General features: G+C 58.8%; 18 protein-coding genes. 5 read left to right on the top strand and 13 right to left on the bottom strand.

The annotated features are described in order from the left end of the window. The first annotated feature begins 18 nt into the window (after positions 1-18). Positions 19-987, top strand: coding sequence for a Gfo/Idh/MocA family protein (locus tag ACSHXH_RS08860; protein WP_435671424.1), 969 nt, complete (start codon positions 19-21; stop codon positions 985-987). 124 nt (positions 988-1,111) lie between these two features. Here ACSHXH_RS08860 and phaZ read toward each other — a convergent pair whose 3' ends face one another. Then, on the bottom strand, positions 1,112-2,395 hold the full coding sequence (gene phaZ, locus ACSHXH_RS08855) for a polyhydroxyalkanoate depolymerase (protein WP_435671423.1): 1,284 nt from the start codon (positions 2,393-2,395) through the stop codon (positions 1,112-1,114). 111 nt (positions 2,396-2,506) lie between these two features. Between phaZ and ACSHXH_RS08850 the strand changes: the two genes are divergently transcribed. The 3 genes from ACSHXH_RS08850 (at position 2,507) to phaR (ending at position 5,653) form a co-directional block, all read left to right on the top strand. Continuing rightward, the gene (locus ACSHXH_RS08850; RefSeq protein ID WP_435671422.1) at positions 2,507-4,300 is read left to right on the top strand and encodes a PHA/PHB synthase family protein; all 1,794 of its coding nucleotides are present in this window, start codon (positions 2,507-2,509) and stop codon (positions 4,298-4,300) included. Between the two features lie 139 nt (positions 4,301-4,439). After that, a complete protein-coding gene (locus ACSHXH_RS08845; protein ID WP_435671613.1) occupies positions 4,440-4,889 on the top strand; it encodes a phasin family protein in 450 nt (149 codons plus the stop codon). 179 nt (positions 4,890-5,068) lie between these two features. Continuing rightward, positions 5,069-5,653, top strand: a complete 585-nt coding sequence (gene phaR / locus ACSHXH_RS08840) for a polyhydroxyalkanoate synthesis repressor PhaR (RefSeq protein ID WP_435671421.1) — start codon at positions 5,069-5,071, stop codon at positions 5,651-5,653. A gap of 1 nt (position 5,654) precedes the next feature. On the opposite strand, the gene ACSHXH_RS08835 is transcribed toward phaR, so the two are convergent. The 12 genes from ACSHXH_RS08835 to ACSHXH_RS08780 all read right to left on the bottom strand — a co-directional run bounded on the left by ACSHXH_RS08835 (position 5,655) and on the right by ACSHXH_RS08780 (position 16,729). Further along, the gene (locus ACSHXH_RS08835) at positions 5,655-6,959 is read right to left on the bottom strand and encodes an NAD(P)/FAD-dependent oxidoreductase (protein WP_435671420.1); all 1,305 of its coding nucleotides are present in this window, start codon (positions 6,957-6,959) and stop codon (positions 5,655-5,657) included. 88 nt (positions 6,960-7,047) lie between these two features. Next, on the bottom strand, positions 7,048-8,412 hold the full coding sequence (locus ACSHXH_RS08830; RefSeq protein WP_435671419.1) for a glutamine synthetase family protein: 1,365 nt from the start codon (positions 8,410-8,412) through the stop codon (positions 7,048-7,050). Then, positions 8,409-9,092, bottom strand: a complete 684-nt coding sequence (locus tag ACSHXH_RS08825; RefSeq protein ID WP_435671418.1) for a type 1 glutamine amidotransferase — start codon at positions 9,090-9,092, stop codon at positions 8,409-8,411. Before ACSHXH_RS08825 ends, ACSHXH_RS08830 begins: the two co-directional genes overlap by 4 nt. A gap of 62 nt (positions 9,093-9,154) precedes the next feature. Continuing rightward, on the bottom strand, positions 9,155-10,489 hold the full coding sequence (locus tag ACSHXH_RS08820; protein WP_435671612.1) for a glutamine synthetase family protein: 1,335 nt from the start codon (positions 10,487-10,489) through the stop codon (positions 9,155-9,157). 82 nt (positions 10,490-10,571) lie between these two features. Beyond that, positions 10,572-11,378, bottom strand: a complete 807-nt coding sequence (locus ACSHXH_RS08815; RefSeq protein ID WP_435671417.1) for an ABC transporter permease — start codon at positions 11,376-11,378, stop codon at positions 10,572-10,574. 91 nt (positions 11,379-11,469) lie between these two features. Continuing rightward, positions 11,470-12,351 (bottom strand): ABC transporter permease, encoded by an 882-nt coding sequence (locus tag ACSHXH_RS08810; RefSeq protein WP_435671611.1) that lies wholly within the window; start codon positions 12,349-12,351, stop codon positions 11,470-11,472. An 81-nt stretch (positions 12,352-12,432) separates the two neighbouring features. Continuing rightward, positions 12,433-13,161, bottom strand: a complete 729-nt coding sequence (locus tag ACSHXH_RS08805) for a transporter substrate-binding domain-containing protein (protein ID WP_435671416.1) — start codon at positions 13,159-13,161, stop codon at positions 12,433-12,435. Positions 13,162-13,187: 26 nt separating this feature from the next. Beyond that, positions 13,188-13,961 carry an ABC transporter ATP-binding protein gene (locus ACSHXH_RS08800; RefSeq protein WP_435671415.1) on the bottom strand — a complete coding sequence of 258 codons (774 nt, stop codon included), beginning with the start codon at positions 13,959-13,961 and terminating at the stop codon, positions 13,188-13,190. Positions 13,962-14,073: 112 nt separating this feature from the next. Further along, complete coding sequence (locus ACSHXH_RS08795) at positions 14,074-14,811, bottom strand: phosphate/phosphite/phosphonate ABC transporter substrate-binding protein (RefSeq protein ID WP_435671414.1); 738 nt, start codon at positions 14,809-14,811, stop codon at positions 14,074-14,076. Then, the gene (locus tag ACSHXH_RS08790; protein ID WP_435671413.1) at positions 14,808-15,248 is read right to left on the bottom strand and encodes a TerB family tellurite resistance protein; all 441 of its coding nucleotides are present in this window, start codon (positions 15,246-15,248) and stop codon (positions 14,808-14,810) included. Before ACSHXH_RS08790 ends, ACSHXH_RS08795 begins: the two co-directional genes overlap by 4 nt. Before the next feature lie 42 nt (positions 15,249-15,290). Continuing rightward, positions 15,291-15,965, bottom strand: coding sequence for a hypothetical protein (locus tag ACSHXH_RS08785; RefSeq protein WP_435671412.1), 675 nt, complete (start codon positions 15,963-15,965; stop codon positions 15,291-15,293). Next, entirely contained in the window at positions 15,962-16,729 is a 768-nt protein-coding gene (locus ACSHXH_RS08780; protein WP_435671411.1) for a 23S rRNA (adenine(2030)-N(6))-methyltransferase RlmJ, read from the bottom strand. Before ACSHXH_RS08780 ends, ACSHXH_RS08785 begins: the two co-directional genes overlap by 4 nt. Positions 16,730-16,962: 233 nt before the next feature. Here ACSHXH_RS08780 and ACSHXH_RS08775 point away from each other — a divergent pair, with 233 nt between their 5' ends. Continuing rightward, the gene (locus ACSHXH_RS08775) at positions 16,963-18,012 is read left to right on the top strand and encodes a type I restriction endonuclease (protein WP_435671410.1); all 1,050 of its coding nucleotides are present in this window, start codon (positions 16,963-16,965) and stop codon (positions 18,010-18,012) included. The last annotated feature ends 2 nt before the right edge of the window (positions 18,013-18,014 follow it).

The raw sequence follows: 18,014 nt of genomic DNA, 5'->3' as shown, positions 1-18,014 counted from the left end.
GGTTGAAAGGGATCAGGGATGACAGAGCTGCGATGGGGTATTTTGGGTGCGGCGAAATTCGCCCGAGAGTATATGGCCCCGGCCTTGCATGCGGCGACGCAGTCCCGGCTGGCGGTGCTGGCCACGTCTGATCCGGCCAAGGCCGCGCCGTTTCGTGCCATGGATGGCGCGCTGCGGGTGGTGGACCGTTATGAGGCGGTGCTGGCGGACCCGGATATTGATGCAGTCTATATTCCGCTTCCCAATTCGCTGCATGTGGATTGGACACGGCGTGCACTGGAGGCAGGCAAGCATGTGTTGTGTGAAAAGCCGATTGCGCTGCGGGCGGACGAGATTGACGGCTTGATCGCGCTGCGGGATCAGACCGGGCTGGTGGCCGCAGAGGCCTATATGATCGTGCATCACCCACAATGGCATCAGGTGCGCGATTGGGTGCAAAGCGGCGCGATTGGTGATTTACGGCGGGTGAGCGCGACCTTCACCTATGACAATTCCAGCGATCCGGGCAATATTCGCAATGCGGTGGCCACGGGCGGCGGGAGCCTGCCGGATATCGGGGTCTATACGCTGGGCTGTGTGCGCTTTGTGACCGGGCAAGACCCCGAGCGGGTTCTGTTTGCGGATATTCGGCGCGAAAGCGGGGTTGAAGTGCGCGCCGAGGCTGTGGTCCAGTTTGCTGGGTTCACGCTGACCTCGCTCACGTCGATGCGGATGCTGCGCTATCAGTCGGTGACGTTTCAGGGCACGAGCGGTGTGATCGAGGTGCCGGTGCCGTTCAATCCGATGGGCTATGGCGATGCTGAAGTGCGGTTGATGCGCGGGGCGGGACCGGTTGAGGTGTTTCGCTATCCGGGTGTGGATCAGTACGTCCGGCAGGTCGAGGCGTTCGGAGCTGCGGTGCGGGAAGAGGCCGCGTATCCATGCCCGCTGGAGTTCAGCCGTGGGACGCAGGCGCTGATTGATATGATCTGGGCAGCAGAGGCGTAGGGCTGGGTTTCGCTTGTACGGTTGGCGACGCTGCGTTGTGGCTGCGTCGCGGGTTCACAGAAAAGGGCTGCGGTGATACGCAGCCCTTTTGAATTTGGTGCCGTTTGTGCGGCTTATCCGATGGTCAGGCTGCGTTTGTGTTCGCAGCGGTCTTGGCTTTTTTCGGCTTGGCGGCTCCGGCCGCGTTGCTGTCGATGAAATCGAGCACCAAGGGCCGGATGTTGTTGCGCCAGCTTTTACCTGCGAAGATGCCGTAATGTCCGGCACCCGGCTCTACATGGCTTGCTTTCATCTCGTCCGGCAGGCCAGTGCAGAGCGCAAGCGCCGCAAGGCATTGACCCGGAGCCGAGATATCGTCGTTTTCGCCCTCAACCGTTTTCACGGCGACATTTGTGATCGCCCCGAAATCCACCTTGTGACCGGCCACGACAAATTCGTTCTTGGCGATTTCGCGCTTTTTGAAGATGCGGTCCACGGTCGAGAGATAAAACTCTGCCGGCATGTCCATTACGGCAAGATATTCGTCATAAAAGCGGTTATGCGCATCATGGTCCGAGGCTTCGCCGCGCATGACTTTCTGGATCTGGTTCGAGAACGCATCACCGTGGCGTTCGCCATTCATCGAGATGAAGGACGCCAGCTGTAATAGGCCAGGATAGACCTTGCGGCCCACGCCTTTGTGCTTGAAACCGACCCGTTGGATCATGGTTTCCTCAAGCTGGCCCATGGTCACGCGGCGGCCAAAATCTGTCACGTCGGTTGGGGTTGCGTCGGGATCAACCGGACCGCCGATCAGGGTCAGTGTGCGAGGCTGCGCGTTGGGCTCGTGCTCGGCCAGATAGGCGGTCGCGGCGAGGGTGAGCGGCACCGGCTGGCACACGGCGACCACATTTGTGTCTGGCCCCAGCTCGCGCATGAAGTCGGCGAGGTACAGCGTATAATCTTCCACGTCGAACTTACCGGCGCTGACGGGGATGTCGCGCGCGTTGTGCCAGTCTGTGACGTACACTTCGCAATTCACCAGCAGCGATTTGACGGTGGATCGCAAAAGCGTTGCGTAATGGCCGGACATCGGCGCCACGAGCAAAATCTTACGGGGCTGCTCTTCGCGGCCGACCACGTTGAAATGGATCAGGTCGCCAAAGGGGCGTTCGACGATGGTCTCAACTTCGACAAGGTGATCCTTGCCATCCTCGTGGGTGTAGGTGCGAATCCCCCAGTCGGGTTTCACGACCATCCGTTCAAATGTGCGTTCGGTGACTTCGCCCCAAGCGGCCATCCATTGGATCGCGGGATTGGGCATCATGGACCAGGCCGGATAGGAGGCCATCGTCCGGGCAGTTGCGCCAAGCCATTGATTTGTATTGCGAACGGTTTCCATCAGATCATAAGTGACCATGTACCGCATAGAGGCGTCTCCTTCCGAGCCGGTCAAAAAACCGGGCTGTTTCGTCGCTTTGCCTCCCACCGCAGGCGACTGTATTCTGCATAGCAGCATGGATAGGGGGGAATATTGGCCATGACAACTGAAGACGTTGCCGCACCGGAAATAAGCCCGGAACTTGAGGCCAATTTGCAAAAGATCGAAGCGCTGAGCGGGAGGCTCATGGCGGCGTTGTCGAGCAAGAAGCAGATCAACCCGTCGCTCAGCGGGCCGGACACGATGTTGTTCAGTCAGGCAATGCAGGCCTATTGGCACGAGTGGATGCAAAACCCTGCCAAGATCATCGAGCACCAGATCGAATATTGGGGCAAGTCTGTGACCCATTTTGTTGAGGCCCAGCAAGCGCTGGCTAAAGGCAAGTTGCAGGCCCCGGAAGATCCCGGCCCCCGGGATCGGCGTTTCAAGAACCCGATGTGGGATGAACACCCCTATTTTAACTTCATCAAGCAACAATACCTGATCAACTCGGACGCGATCCGCAACGCGGTGGACGATATCGAGGATATGGACGCGACCGAGAAAAAGCGGCTGCGCTATTTCGCGCAGCAGATCGTCGATATGTACGCGCCAACAAATTTTCTGGCGACCAACCCGGACGCGCTGCAAAAGGCGCTGGACACCGAAGGTGACAGCCTTGTGAAAGGGCTTGAGAACCTCGTGGCTGATCTTGAGGCCAATAACGGTGAGCTGGTGGTGCGCCTTGTAGACGAAGCCGCGTTCGAGATTGGCCGTAACATCGCCACCGCCGAGGGCGAGGTGGTGTATCGCAACCACATGATGGAGGTGATCCAGTACAAGGCGACCACCGAAAAGGTGCGCGAGACCCCGATCATCCTGTTTCCACCGTGGATCAACAAATTCTACATTCTGGATCTGAAGCCCGAGAATTCTTTCATCCGCTGGGTGGTGGATCAGGGATACACGTTGTTCGTGGTGAGCTGGATCAACCCGGATGAAAGCTACAAGGATGTTGGGCTCGAGACCTATATCGAAGACGGGTATGTGCGCGTCATCGAAGAGGTCAAGGCGATCTGCGGCGTCGAGAAGGTCAACGCGATCGGTTATTGTATCGCGGGCACCACGCTAAGCATGACGTTGTCGCTGCTCAAACAGCGCGGCGATGCGTCGATCAAATCGGCAACTTTCTTTACCACGCTGACCGATTTCTCGGATCAAGGCGAATTCACGCCCTTCCTTCAGAACGACTTTATCGACGGGATCGAGGAAGAGATCGGCGATACAGGTATTCTAAAGTCTTTTATCATGGCGCGGACCTTTAGCTATCTGCGGTCCAACGACCTGATCTATGGGCCTGCCATCAAAAGCTACATGATGGGCGAAACGCCCCCTGCGTTTGATCTTTTGTATTGGAACGGTGACGGGGCAAACCTGCCGGGGCGTATGGCGGTGCAGTATCTGCGCGGGCTGTGTCAGGCGAACCAGTTTGCAGAAGGCACGTTCGACTTGATGGGTCATACGCTGCGCCTTGGCGATGTGGACGTTCCGCTGTGTTCGATTGCCTGCGAGACGGATCACATCGCAGCGTGGAAGGATTGCTATCGTGGCGTGCAGGCGATGGGGTCAAAATCAAAGACCTTTATCGTGTCCGAGTCGGGGCACATCGCGGGAATCGTGAACCCGCCGAGCAAGAAAAAATACGGTCATTACACGAATGAAGACCTGTCTTTGTCGCCGGACGATTGGAAATCTCAGGCGGAGTATACCGAAGGGTCCTGGTGGCCAGTTTGGGAGAAATGGCTGGCCAAGCGATCGGGCAAGTGGACCAAGGCACGGGAAATAGGGGATAAATCCCATCCGTCTCTGGCACCTGCACCCGGCACGTATGTGATGATCAAAGCGCGGGTCTAAGCCGGCGAAGGGTGAGGTGGGTACAATTTTGCTGCAGTGCAGAAAAAGATGTTGAAATGCTGCGGTGCAGCATCTATATATTCCTCATCTGCAACGGACAGCGGGGTGGGCCCGCCGAGCAGGAAAAGGATTTGATAAAATGGCTAAGACACCAGATATGACAGCGACCATGAAAGAAATGATGGGCGCATTCCCGGTTGACACAAAATCCATGGAAGACGCATTCAAGACAACAGCAACTCTGAACGAGAAGCTGTCGCATGTTGCGATCGAAGCTGCGGATAAGTCGGCTGAGATTTCCGCAAAGTGGACCAAAGACACCCTCGCCAAGCTGGGTGACATGTCCAAGGCGAAAACAGAGCCTGCGGATTACGCAAAGGCGATGACCGATTTCGCATCGGCTCAGGCTGAAGTTGCTGCCGAAAACATGGCCGCATTCGCCGAGATCGCGAAAAAAGTCCAGATGGACACGGTTGAATTGATGATGGCTGCTGGCAAAGACCTGTCGGAAGACGCGACTGCCGCTGTCAAGAAAGCAACTGCTGACGCGACCGCTGCTGCCAAAAAGGCAACTGCTGCTGCGAAGTAAGTTTTTTACGAACTAGCGTTCTCTCCTCCCAAATTGGAACGCTATCCTTAGGTCGGGTCCCTTCGTGGATCCGGCCTTTTTTTGGGTCCTGGACCAAGATGATGACAGCAATGCTTTCATTTTGTTCGCCATGTGCTTAGGCTCAAACGCAGCGAAGACATTCCGGGGAGGGGACACCTTTGGCCGACGACCAAAAACCGCTGTTGATCAAGCGCTACGCGAGCCGCCGTCTCTACAATACCGAAACATCCGATTATGTGACGCTTGAGGATATCGCCGGATTTATCCGGGGCGGGCGTGAGGTGCAGATCGTCGATCTGAAATCGGGCGACGACCTGACGCGGCAATATCTGCTTCAGATCATCGCCGAACACGAAAGCCGGGGCGAAAGCGTTTTGCCGACCAACGTGCTCAATGATCTGGTGCGCAGCTATACCACCACTGCGACAAGTGCGGTGCCGCAATTCCTTGCGGCCAGTTTCGAGATGTTTCGAGACAGCCAGTCGAAATGGGTCGAGAACATGGGCAAGACCAACCCGATGGCCGGCATGCCAACCATGCCCGGCATGGAGGCGTTGCAGGCCCAGCAAGAGGCGTTTCTCAAGGCGATGACCGGGGGCATGTCGGGCACGTGGTCCGGACCTGCGCCGGACGATGCCAAAGACGGGTCAAAACCTGCGGTCCCACCCGAATCGGACGACCTGAACGTGATAAAAGCGCAATTGGCCGAGCTTCAGAAGAAGCTGTCCAAGCTGGACAAGTGACCTAAATCCCAAGTCGGTCGCGCATTGCGTACCATGACATCGCCAGCGACAGGATCGGCGTGCGCATCAATGCGCCGCCGGGGAACGCCCTGTGCGGGATATCGTTGAACGCGGCAAAGCCTTCGGACGGGCTGCGCGTTGCTTCGGCCAGCAATTTGCCTGCCTGAATGGCATTGCCGACACCGTGGCCGGAATAGCCCGAGGCGGACAGGATGTTTGGCTGTACGCGCGCCAGATAAGGCATCCGCTTGATCGTGATGGCCAATGTGCCGCCCCATGCATAGTCGATCTTTACATCACGCAGATGCGGGAAGATCACCGACATCGGCTTGCGCACAAGCGCGGCAATGTCAGTAGGAAAGCGGTAGCCATAGGTTTCGCCACCGCCAAAGATCAGCCGCTTGTCATGGCTGAGGCGGAAGTAATTGACCACGAACCGCGAATCCGCAACCGCGACGTCTTGTGTCAGCACACGGGCGGCGGCGTCGCCCAGCGGTTCGGTGGCGACAACGTAATTGTTGATTGGCAACACCCGCGCCGTCACCTGCCGGTCAAGCCCGCCCAGATACCCGTTGCCGGCAAGGATCACCTGATCGGCAACAACATGGCCTGCATCGGTGCGCACAGTCACCTTGGGTCCGTGGCGGATATCATGCACATGGCTGCGCTCGTGGATGCGCACTCCGGCGCTGGCCGCGGCCTCGGCCAGCCCTAGGGCAAGGCGCAGGGGATGCAAATGCGCTGCCCCCATATCGAGGACACCACCGACATAGTCGGGCGACGGGCACAGCGCATGGAACGCATCCCGGTCCAACGCGGTCATCTGCTCATAGCCATAGCGCGCGGTCAGATGCGCGGCATAGGCGTGCAGGTCGGTGGCGTCCGAAGGGCGCGATGCAGCCCAGGCGATGCCGTCGCGCAGGTGACAGTCGATCCCGTGTTTCACGATCAACCCGCGCACCAACGCCTTGGCGTCTTCGCCCAGGTCCCACAAATGGCGGGCTGCATCTGCGCCCACCATTTTTTCCAGAACGTTCTGATCCTGCCGCTGGCCCGACCCAAGTTGTCCGCCATTGCGCCCAGACGCACCAAAGCCCACACGGTGCGCATCAAGCAGCACGACATCTGCGTCCATCTCGGCCAAATGCAGCGCGGCTGATAGGCCGGTATACCCTGCGCCTATGACACACACATCCGCGCGCGTCTCGCCCTGCAAGGGCGCAAATGGCTCAAGCGGTGTTGAGGTGGCGGCATACCAGCTTTCGGGATAGGCCCCGCGCGTGTCATTGCTGAACAGAAGGTTCAAAGGGCAGTCCTGTACTTCTTTGGCTCAAAAATATCCCAAGGGGGTGTGGGGGAACAGCGTCCCCCCATCTGGTTCGACCGGCTTATGCTCAGACGTTCAAAAGCAGATGCTCGCGTTCCCAGGGGCTGATCACTTGCAGGAATTCTTCGTATTCAGCGTGTTTGACAATTGCATAAACCCGGCAGAATTCTGGGCCCAAAACCTCATGAAGCGGTTTTGCCGCTTCAAACAATTGCAGTGCCTGACCCAGAACCTGAGGAATATCGCCGTCGCCCTCATAGGCATCGCTTTTGAACTGTTTAGACGGGCGACATTCTTCCATCAATCCAAGATAGCCGCAGGCCAGTGAGGCTGCGATGCCCAGATACGGGTTGCAATCCATTCCGGCCAGACGGTTCTCGACCCGGCGGCTGTCGGGTCCGGACAACGGGATGCGGATACCCGTGGTGCGGTTGTCGCGGCCCCATTCCAGATTGATCGGTGCAGCATGATCTTTGACATAGCGCCGGTAGCTGTTGACGTACGGGGCAAGCACTGCAATCGCGGCGGGGGTGTGGGTCTGAAGGCCGCCGATAAAGTGGAAAAACGCGTCGGTTTCGCCGCCTTGAGGCCCGCTAAACAGATTGCGCCCGGTTTCGATATCGATGATCGAATGGTGGATATGCATGGCGCTGCCGGGTTCGTTTTCGATAGGCTTGGCCATGAATGTGGCAAAACAATTGTGGCGCAACGCAGCTTCGCGGATCAGGCGCTTGAAGTAGAACACTTCGTCGGCAAGCTTGACCGGATCGCCGTGACGCAGGTTGATCTCGAGCTGGCCCGCGCCGCCTTCTTGGGTGATGCCATCAATCTCAAAGCCTTGGGCTTCGGCGAAATCATAGATATCGTCGATCACAGGGCCAAATTCGTCCACGGCGGTCATGGAATAGGCCTGGCGCGCGGCGGCAGGGCGGCCCGAGCGGCCGATCATCGGCTCGATTGCCTTGGCCGGATCGAGGTTGCGGGCAGTCAGGAAGAACTCCATCTCGGGAGCGACAACCGGTTCCCAGCCTTGGTCGCGGTATAGCTGCACCACCCGTTTGAGCACGTTGCGCGGCGCGTAGGGCACCGGTTTGCCTTTGCGGTCATAGGCGTCATGGATCACCTGCAACGTCCAGTCGCCGGTCCAGGGGGCGGCTGTTGCGGTGCTCATATCCGGTTTCAGGATCATGTCGCGTTCGATGAAACCGCCATCGTTTTCATCGGCGGCTTCGCCCCAATCGCCGGTGATGGTCTGAAAGAAGATCGAATCCGGCAGGTGAAAATATTCCTGCCGCGCAAATTTCGATGCGGGCACGGCCTTGCCTCGGGCGATGCCCGGTAGGTCGGCGATGATGCATTCCACCTCGTCAAGCCTGCGCCCTTCCAGAAACGCGCGGGCCGAGTCGGGGAGGGTGTCTGTCCAGTCGGTCATTGAAGCGTTCCTTCGCGGAAGAAATGGGCGAATTGGTCGGCCATCCGCCTGGTGTCGAGCGGTCCGCCCATGCGGGTGGCGGCGTCCTGCAAGAGGACGTCGGGCACAATGCCCTTGCCGCGGGTGTCGATCAGACCAGCGATGAAATCATCGCCATATTCGGGGTGGGGTTGTACGGTGTAGGCTTTGCCCGGATACAGCAATGCGGCATTGGCGCAATACGGGCTTGAGGCCAACACCTCGGCCCCTTCGGGCGCGCGGATCACCTGATCCTGATGCCACGCGTTGATCGTCAGGCTCTCGCCGCCGAAATCATAGCTTTGCTGGCCGACAACCCAACCACCGTCGAATTTCTCGACTGTGCCACCAAGTGCCTGTGCGATGATCTGGTGGCCAAAACACACGCCGATCAGGGGGCGATCTGCGGCTACGATATTGCGGATGAGCTGTTCGAGCGGGAGTATCCACGGATGATCTTCGTAAGCGCCGTGCTTCGACCCGGTGATCAGCCAGCCATCGGCGTCCGTTGGTCCGTCCGGAAAGACGTTTTCAACAACGCTCCAGCTTTGGAAGGTGAAATTTTTGCCTGCCAGCAGGCGTTCGAAGAAACCGGGATATTCTCCGAACGTGCCCTTAAGCTCGTCCGGGGCCAGACCCGTTTGCAGTATTCCGATTTTCATGAAGCACCAAGGTGTTTGTGAGCCTAAGCTATGCGTTTGCCCGGTTTCGGGCAAGATGCGCGTCAGACCGTATCAAGGTAAATTTCCACCCGTTCGGAGGGGGTGAGTTCTTCCATGTAATGCCGTTCCTGTTTTTTGGTCAGGACAAGATTACGGATCAGCTCATCGTGGAAGATGTGGGGCATGACGGTGCTGTTTTCAAATGCGGTGATGGCGCCGGTCCAGTCATTGGGAACCTGTGGCAAATCAAGTGCATAGGCGTTGCCCTTGACCGGATCGGGCGGCGCTTTGCCGTCTTCGATCCCGGTCAGAGCCGCGCCAAGGATAGCAGCCAGCGTCAGGTAGGGGTTCACGTCTCCACCCGCCACGCGGTGTTCGATGCGCCGTGCTGCGGGACTGCCCGAGGGGACGCGGATTGCGGCGGTGCGGTTTTCATAGGCCCATGCGATGCCGGTGGGCGCGTGCGCTTCGGGGACCAGCCGGTCATAGCTGTTCATATGCGGTGCAAACAGCAGCGTGCTGTCATACATGCCGTTCAGGCATCCCGCGATGCCGTGATGCAGCATATCGGTGCCCTTGGGGCCGCCATCGTCAAAGACATTGTTGCCGTCGTTGTCCAGCACCGAGAAATGCGTGTGCATGCCGGAACCCGCGTAATCCGGATAGGGTTTGGCCATAAAGGACGCGGCAAAGCCGTGGCGGCGGGCAAGGCCTTTGACTAGCATCTTGAACAGCCACGCATCATCGGCGGCGCGCAGGGCGTCGTCACAATGCATCAGGTTCATCTCGAACTGTCCCAGACCGGCCTCTGAGATCACCGTGTCAGCGGGAATGTCCATCGCCTCGCAGGCGTCATACAGATCGGTGAAGAAACGATCGAACTGGTCGATCAGGCGAATGGACAGGATCTCCCCTGCCTTGCGGCGCTTGCCGGACCGTGGGGAGGCGGGGACTTGCAGGTTTCGGGTGCTGTCGTCAATCAGGAAGAATTCCAGCTCCATCGCCACAACGGGCGTCAGGCCGCGTGCCTTGTAGCGCTTTACCACGGTGTTGAGCGCCTGTCGCGGATCGCCTTCGTAGGGCTCACCTGTTTCGCGGAACATCCACAGCGGCAAAAGCGCGCTTGGGGCCTCAAGCCATGGCATTGGCACAAAGCCGCGATCGGTGGGCATCAGTACACCATCGGCGTCGCCTGCCTCAAAGACCAGCGGGCTGTTGTCGATGTCTTCGCCCCAGATGTCGAGGTTGAGCACCGAAAGCGGAAAGCGCGTGCCGCCATCCAGTATCTTGTCGGCAAAGCGCACGGGCACCCGTTTGCCGCGCGCCTGACCGTTCAGGTCAGAGGCGGCCACGCGGATGGTGCGCACCTGCGGATTCTTGCGGAGCCAGTTGCGAATATGGGTGTCCATTTTTACGCCGTTTTCAATAATTTGATCAAATTTATGGATAGTCGGGGAGACCCCGAGTTAGCAAGAGAAATCACCGGATCACGTTCAGCTTGAGCTTCATGCGGGCGCGGGCCTCTTGCGGTAGGTGGCGGTTCAGGCGGCGGTTGATCAACCCAAAGATGCTGATGATGACCAGCGTCAGAAGGATGAAATATCCCGCAAGGATCGGGTAGGGCACAAACGGGTTGAAGGTCTTGTCGGCGAAGTAATTTGCATAATACAGCGCATCACCGCGTTGCTGCCATGCTGGGAAGCCCGAGAAATACACCAGTGTCGTGGCGTGAAAGAGAAAGATCGCCTCGTTGGTGTAGGCGGGCCATGCAAGGCGCAGCATGGTGGGCCATGTCACCCGTTTGAACCGCGCCCAGCCGGTCATGCCATAAGCGTCTGCGGCCTCGATATCGCCGCGCGGGACCGATTGAAGCGCACCGTAGAAGATTTCCCCGGAATAGGCGGCGGTGTTCAGGAACAACACGATGAGCGCGCCCAGCCATGCCGCGGTGAACGGATCAAAGATTGGCGAGACGGGTTTGAGTGCGAGGAAGAGGAAATAGGCAAAGAAGAACTGGATAAACAGGGGTGATCCCCGGAACAGAAAGATGAACCACGCGCTGGCCTTGCGGATCGCCCAGACGTTTGAGGCCTTGCCCAAGGCCACAGCGGTGGCAAGGAAGAACCCAGCCGACAGCGCGATCACGCCGAAATAGACGTTCCAGATCATCCCAGAGCCGATCAGCGTCACCTGTTGGCAAAGCGTAAAGTCTTCGCGCGGCAGTAGCCGTTCGCCGATACCGATAGAGCGCAGGCCGTAATCGGCGATGGTGTCCCAGCAGCTCATGCGCCGAGCTTCCGAAAAAGGCACCGCGCCGCGAGCCGTGCCTTGGAATTGGGCGCGTGCTGGCACCGATGGCGTGGCGGCAACAGAGGGGTCATGTTGCCTTCCTTTGCGCTTCGCCGCCCATGGTGGCCTGCCCGTGGGTGAGTTTGAGCATCAGCTTGTCGAGCACGATTTCAGACACGCGGGTGAAGGCAAGGTAGAAGACCAGCAAGAACAAGAAATACCAGACGCGCCAGTCGCCATGCGGATAATCGGTAAAGCGGGGCGTCTTGGCACCCCCCAGTTCGCGTGCCCAATAGACGATGTCTTCGACGCCCAAGAGGAACAACAGCGGCGTCGCCTTGATCAGCACCAGCCAGAGGTTCGACAGGCCGGGCAGGGCAAAGACCCACATCTGCGGCACAAGGATACGCCAATAGACCTGACGGCGCGACATGCCGTAGGCCTCGGCGGTTTCCAACTGAGTATGGGGCACCGCGCGCATCGCGCCGTAAAGAACATTGGCCGCGAACGCGCCGAATACGATGGCGAAGGTCAGCACGGCAAGGAAGAATCCATAACTTTCATGCACCCATTGCGGAGCATTGTTCATCGGCAGTTTGGCGATGTCGCAGACGACAAAATCATTGCCTTGCCAAATGGTGTCGGTCCAGTCAGGACATTTCCATTCGTGCCGCAGCCATTCGAAAAAGATGTCGAGCGCGAGCACGAAGAACAGGAAAAACGCGATGTCGGGCACACCCCGCACGATGGCGATATAACCTTTGCCGACCCAGCGGACTGGCGCGATCTTTGATCGCGCGGCAGACGCGCCGCCAAAGCCGAAGGCCAGTGCGATGGGTGCAGTTATGGCCAGCAGAAGCAAGACCGTGCCAAAGGACCAGTACAGGCCCATATGTTTGCCGGTCGTCAGGTAACATGCAAACCACTGAAAAGTGCCAAGCGTGTCTGGATCTGTGCAAAAGCTGAAGATGGCGCGCCTCTGGGGAGGTGGGGGTGAGTTTATCTGGCAAGATGAAGGGGGCAGCGCACCGCCCCCCTCATTGGTTTGGCTTTAGAACGTGGCCGAGCCGGGCAGCCACTTTTCGATCAGCACGTTGAGCGAGCCGTCTGCCTTCATCGATTCGATGGCAGCTGTGAACTTGTCGCGCAGTTCGGTGTCGCTTTCGCGGACGCCAAGGCCGATGCCGCCGCCAAGCAGGACGTCTTCGCCGACGATCGCGACGTCAGCGTTTTCTTCGGCAATCGGCGCAAGGTAGGCTTTGTCGGCCAGAACTGCGTCGGCCTCACCGCTGCGCACGGCGGCGATGGTTTCGTCCGGTGTTGCGAATTCAACCAGTGTCGCACCCGAGGACGCAATGTGGGAGGCCTGAATGGTGCCTGCCTGCGCTGCGATCACGCCACCGGCGAAATCCACATCCGCCCCGTCAAGCGCAAGATAGGCGGACGGATCGGGCTGGGTGTAGTTGGCGGTGAAGTCGATGACTTCGTCGCGCTCGGCTGTGATCGACATGCCGGCGATGATGGTGTCGTAGTTGCCGGCCACGAGGTTGGGGATGATGCTGTCCCATTCGTTGGTGACCCATTCGCAGGTCAGTTCGGCGCGCAGGCACAGTTCATCGCCCAGTTCGCGTTCGAACCCGTCAACGTCGCCTGCGTCATTGATGAAGTTATACGGAGGGTAGGCGCCTTCGGTGCCCATGCGGACAACGGAGTGGCCGTCTGCGAAGGCCATCGAGGCCGTCATTGCAAGCGCGGCTGTGCCAAGGATGATCGTTTTCATGTGTGTTACTCCCGGTTTCTTAGTGGTTAGTCGGCCATCGTGAAGGATAAAAACCCCCGAAGCCGTTCTGATTTTGGGGCTCCGAACACTTTGTCCGGCGTCCCTTCTTCTTCGACAAGGCCCTGGTGCAGGAACACCACGTGATTGCTCACGTCGCGGGCCATTCTCATATCATGGGTGACGATCAGCATGGTCCGGCCTTCAGCGGCCAGGTCCTTGATGACCTTGACCACCTCTTGTTCCAGCTCCGGATCCAGCGCCGAGGTGGGTTCGTCGAACAAAAGCGCCTCTGGCTCCATGCAGAGTGCACGCGCAATCGCGGCGCGCTGTTGCTGGCCGCCCGAAAGCTGGGCGGGAAACGCATCGCACTTGTCGCCGATGCCCACCTTGTCGAGATAGCCGCGCGCCGCCTGTTCGACCTCGGCCCGGTCGCGGCCCAAGACGGTCACGGGGGCTTCCATGACGTTTTGCAGGATCGTCATATGGGCCCAAAGGTTGAATTGCTGGAACACCATCGACAGGTTCGTGCGGATGCGCAGCACTTGGCTTGGGTCGGCAGGATGGCGCCGCAGACCGCTGCCCTTCCAGTGTACCGCTTCGCCTTTGAACAGGATCTCGCCCTGCTGGCTGTCTTCAAGCAGATTGGCACAACGCAGGATGGTGGATTTGCCGGACCCGGACGATCCGATCAGCGACACCACGTCGCCGCGATGCGCGGTGATATCGACCCCCTTGATGACCTCAAGGCTCCCGTACTGCTTGTGCAGGTTGCGAATTTGAAGAACGGGTTTGTCTGTCACAGGAGGGCCTGACGGCGTTGATCAAGGATGGATGGCAAGATGCAGCCAAACTCTGTCATGATGCAATGGCGAAATCGGCAGTTCCGCGCCGATTGCGGCGTATGACCCGGCGTCAGGCGGGTGGTGGCGCGGGAATGGGCTGGGCGTGGTAGAGATGTTCATCCAACACGCAGAACGTCAGAGTGCCGCCCATGGCGTCCGGAGTGTCCGGTGAAAAGGCTGAGGTTGCAGCACCAAGAGCGGCGCGCAATGGAGCCGGGTCAGCGCCTTGGGCGGCAATCAGCGGCAGGCCGGGTGTTGGTTTGGTTTGGCTTGCCGGTGCCACCTTGGCCGCGTTGGGATCGTCCCGTTGCAAGAGCCGCCATGTCACCGCATCAATGCAGGCGATGTCTGCGTGTCCGTTTGCAACCGCGGCCAAGGATGCTGCATGTCCGCCGGTTGGAATGAAGTCGGTGATCAAGCGCAGATCAGTCAACTCTTGCGCGGCCGCCCATCCCGACTGACTGTCGGAGCTGTTATAGGCAAGCCTGTGGGCAGGGCCTGTGAGGCCAGGGCGGGTGATGACCTGGGACTGGTAGTGGCCAGGGGCTGTGCCAAGGTCAAAATCCAGCGTGCCAATGTATTGCACCTTGCCTTTCAGCGCAGTGCGAAACGGCAACCCGCAGGTCATCGACAGGGCCAGGTCGGGGTTTAGCCAATGGTCATACCAGTCGGTGGGCAGGGCGTCGGGCGGTGTCAGGTCAGGCAGGGTCACGCCTTCGCGGACGGCACAGTCCTGCACCACCGCCCAGAAGGCGCGCCAGAGATCGGCATTTTCCACCCGCCAATACATCGGCAGGCTGGCGATCATCTGCGCGTGTCCACACGCTGACGGGCAAGCGCTGAGTCGCGGTCATTGATGCCCAGCAATTTGGACACCAGCCGCAACAGCGCGTCTTCGTGCTCATCGCGCACACCATCGGCCAGCACGACCTCCCACAGCGCTTCAATCACGCCGATGCGGTCGTCGTACGGCACCGCGTCCTTGATCGCGCCGGTGAAGCGAACCGTATCCGGTGCCTCGGATTCGAGCGTTTCAGCATCGCCGCGCAGCTTGGACGCTTCAAACGGCGACAGGCCATAGCGGCTGGCGGCGATCCGGTCGATGCGCGCTTTTTCGCTCTCGTCATAATCGCCATCGGTGCGGGCGACCCGAACCAGTAGGGCTGTCAGGGCAAGCCGTGCATCAGCATCGGGCAAGGGGGCGGGGTCGGGTGCGGTGAGCCGCTTGAGGAAATCTGCAAACATGAGCCACGATATATGTCGGGTGAGGCGGTTCGCCAATGGGTGTCATCCCGCAAGGTCCACGACGGCATAGAGAATATCATCCAGCGCGATACCACCCGGATCGGTGTTTTCGATTGTGATCGCGGCAATCCCTGTGCCGCTGCGCCATGCAACGGGCTGGACGCCGTGGTCAAGCGACAGGGTCACGCGCGCGATGGGTCGGGCGTCAGCGGCATAGAAGGTGAGCGTGGCTGTGCCCGGTGGCGGGCGTTGGCCCAGCGGGTCTGGATATTCGGCATGCAGCTTAAGCCCAATGGCGAATTGGGGGTCGTCAAAGACCAGCGCAACGCTGCCTTCACCGCGCCCCTCTGCATGGGCAATGCCCTTGGGGCCAACGGGGAACAGCGCGTTGGAGCCGAACCCGACATGCGCGGCAATGCTGAGGTTGTGCTTGGGCAAACCGGGCTGGACGCGCAGTGGCGCGCTGGGCAGGCCCGTCAGGCTGTCGAAGCCTGTGCCAGTGTCAATGCTGTCCTGACCTGCAAGATGTTCGGCAAGGGACAGACCCATTGCGCGCCAGTGCTGATCTATCTGGATGCCGGGTTCCGGCGTGGCAGGCAGGCTGTCGAAACTCTCGATCAAATGGGGCTGCTGGCGCAGGGCATCAAAGGGAACGGGCCACAGATCGGCCTGCGCCAGCGCTGGCAGGCAAATCAGGGCAAGAGCCGCCCGGATCATCCCAGCGCCCTGAACAGTGCGGTCAGGCGTCTGAGATCGCTCGCCAAGCCGTAAGGCGGGTTCACGACAAACAGGCCGGACCCGACCATGCGGTGCCCGTCCCGCGCCGGGGGAAAGCGGACCTCGTGGGTGAGCGCCTCTGGGTGGTCGCTTTGCAGCGCGCGCACCATCGGGGCCTGCGCGCCTGAATTGAGGATCGGGTACCAGATCATCACGATGCCGACATTCCATTTGCGGGTCAGCGCCGACAGCCATTTGGGGATCTGGGCGTAATCGGCCTTGATCTCGTAGGACGGGTCCACCAGCATCACGCCCCGCCGGGGTGTGGGGGGGCACAGGCTTTGGGCCAGTTCGAGGCCGTCCTGATTATAGGTCTGAATATGCGGCCCACGCAGGTTTTGGCGCAAAGCGGCGTATTCCTGCGGGTGCAGCTCGGCCAGATGCAGTGTGTCGGTGGGGCGCAAAAGCGCGCGCGCAATGGCCGGGGAACCGGGGTAGAGGCCGTCCGGCGTTGCGGCAAGCGCTGTGGTATAGGGATGGTCTTTGGCGAAGCTGGCGTGCAGCCGGGCAATGCCCTGCGCCGCTTCGCCGGTTTTCACCGCTTCGGGGGCGGATAGATCGTACAGCCCGCGCCCGGCATGGGTTTCAAGATAGCTGAGCGGTTTGTCCTTGCGCGTCAGGTAATCGAGCACCAGCGCAAGCGCTGCGTGCTTGTGGACGTCTGCGGCATTTCCCGCGTGATAGATGTGTTGATATGACAGCATGCGGGCGGTGATAGGGCAGTTTTGGGGGCGGTGGTAGAGGGGGGCGCGCGCTATTTTGGCCGCTGGCAGGGACGCCGCGTTTGGCGGTGCGTGCGAGCACGCACCCTAAGCCCGTTTTGTTCCTTTCTTCGCACAACTTAAGTGTGATTTTTATTCACGCAATTCTGCCGAAGGTGTTGAAAATGGACAAATCAGTGTTAACGATTTCCAGAACATTAAAGAAGGAGAGCGTTATGTCTGCACTGGATCAGCTGGTGGCAAGTTTGGCTAACCGAGTTCGTGACCACGGACCGACAATAGCCACTGAAGAAGCCGTTAAAACTTCAGTCATTCTTCCGCTTCTTCAAGGTCTGGGTTACGATATTTTTAACCCGGCCGAAGTGGTCCCAGAATTCACAGCCGATGCAGTGGGTAAAAAAGGTGAGAAGGTAGATTACGCTTTAATGATTGATGGAGAGGTTCGAATCCTCATCGAAGCAAAAGGTTTGGCTACAAAGCTCGACTCGAAACATCTTTCCCAGCTATTTAGATACTTCACTGTCACCAAGGCGCGTTTTGCATTGCTGACGAATGGACAGGTCTACGAGTTTTATTCAGATTTGGAAGAACCTAATAAGCTGGACAAAAGACCATTCTTCACTTTTGACATTTTGGACTTTGGCGCGAATAAGATTTCGGAATTACGGAAATTTGAGCGGCAGAATTTTGATGTTGACCGCATTTTGGCGAATGCCGAGCGCCTGAAATATGTTTCGCTCGTAAAGCAGTCGCTCACAGAGGAAATGGCCGAGCCTTCGGATGAACTTGTGAGACTTTTTGCAGGAAAGGTCTACGAAGGAAGGATCACGGCTTCTGTTAAGGACATCATTTCGTCAGCTTTGAAGACAGCGTTCTCAGAATTGGTCAGAGATGGCGTGAGATCACGCCTCAGCAGCGCCTTAAGTGACGATACCGCCAGCGATGTTGAAGATCAGCCGATCCCTGACGACGATGGAATTGAGACGACGGAAGAAGAGATTGAAGGAATGCTCACAGTCCGAGCGATTGTTCGTGACATATTAAAGGTAAACCGCGTCGGGTTGCGAGATTCCAAAACCTATTGTGCCATCTTGGTTGACGACAACAATAGAAAGCCGCTCGCGCGTCTACACTTCAATCGCAAACAAAAGTATCTGGGTCTTTTCGATCAGGAAAAAGAAGACCGCGTTTCGTTGTCCTCTATTGACGAGATATACGATTTTGCTGATCGCTTGCGGGAAACAGCAAAAAAGTATTCAGAATAGGT

Origin of the sequence: Marivita sp., assembly GCF_051251565.1 — a bacterium.
Classification (GTDB): Bacteria; Pseudomonadota; Alphaproteobacteria; order Rhodobacterales; family Rhodobacteraceae; genus Marivita.
Note: the sequence above shows the minus strand (reverse complement) of the source record. Positions and strands in the feature narration are given on the sequence as shown.

Coding starts and splice junctions, on each gene's coding strand:
- phaZ (WP_435671423.1), bottom strand. CDS start 2,395: ATGCGGTACATGGTCACTTATGATCTGATGGAAACCGTTCGCAATACA.
- ACSHXH_RS08805 (WP_435671416.1), bottom strand. CDS start 13,161: ATGAAAACGATCATCCTTGGCACAGCCGCGCTTGCAATGACGGCCTCG.
- ACSHXH_RS08860 (WP_435671424.1), top strand. CDS start 19: ATGACAGAGCTGCGATGGGGTATTTTGGGTGCGGCGAAATTCGCCCGA.
- ACSHXH_RS08850 (WP_435671422.1), top strand. CDS start 2,507: ATGACAACTGAAGACGTTGCCGCACCGGAAATAAGCCCGGAACTTGAG.
- ACSHXH_RS08790 (WP_435671413.1), bottom strand. CDS start 15,248: ATGTTTGCAGATTTCCTCAAGCGGCTCACCGCACCCGACCCCGCCCCC.
- ACSHXH_RS08815 (WP_435671417.1), bottom strand. CDS start 11,378: ATGAGCTGCTGGGACACCATCGCCGATTACGGCCTGCGCTCTATCGGT.
- ACSHXH_RS08830 (WP_435671419.1), bottom strand. CDS start 8,412: ATGACCGACTGGACAGACACCCTCCCCGACTCGGCCCGCGCGTTTCTG.
- ACSHXH_RS08780 (WP_435671411.1), bottom strand. CDS start 16,729: ATGCTGTCATATCAACACATCTATCACGCGGGAAATGCCGCAGACGTC.
- ACSHXH_RS08775 (WP_435671410.1), top strand. CDS start 16,963: ATGTCTGCACTGGATCAGCTGGTGGCAAGTTTGGCTAACCGAGTTCGT.
- ACSHXH_RS08795 (WP_435671414.1), bottom strand. CDS start 14,811: ATGATCGCCAGCCTGCCGATGTATTGGCGGGTGGAAAATGCCGATCTC.
- ACSHXH_RS08785 (WP_435671412.1), bottom strand. CDS start 15,965: ATGATCCGGGCGGCTCTTGCCCTGATTTGCCTGCCAGCGCTGGCGCAG.
- ACSHXH_RS08825 (WP_435671418.1), bottom strand. CDS start 9,092: ATGAAAATCGGAATACTGCAAACGGGTCTGGCCCCGGACGAGCTTAAG.
- ACSHXH_RS08845 (WP_435671613.1), top strand. CDS start 4,440: ATGGCTAAGACACCAGATATGACAGCGACCATGAAAGAAATGATGGGC.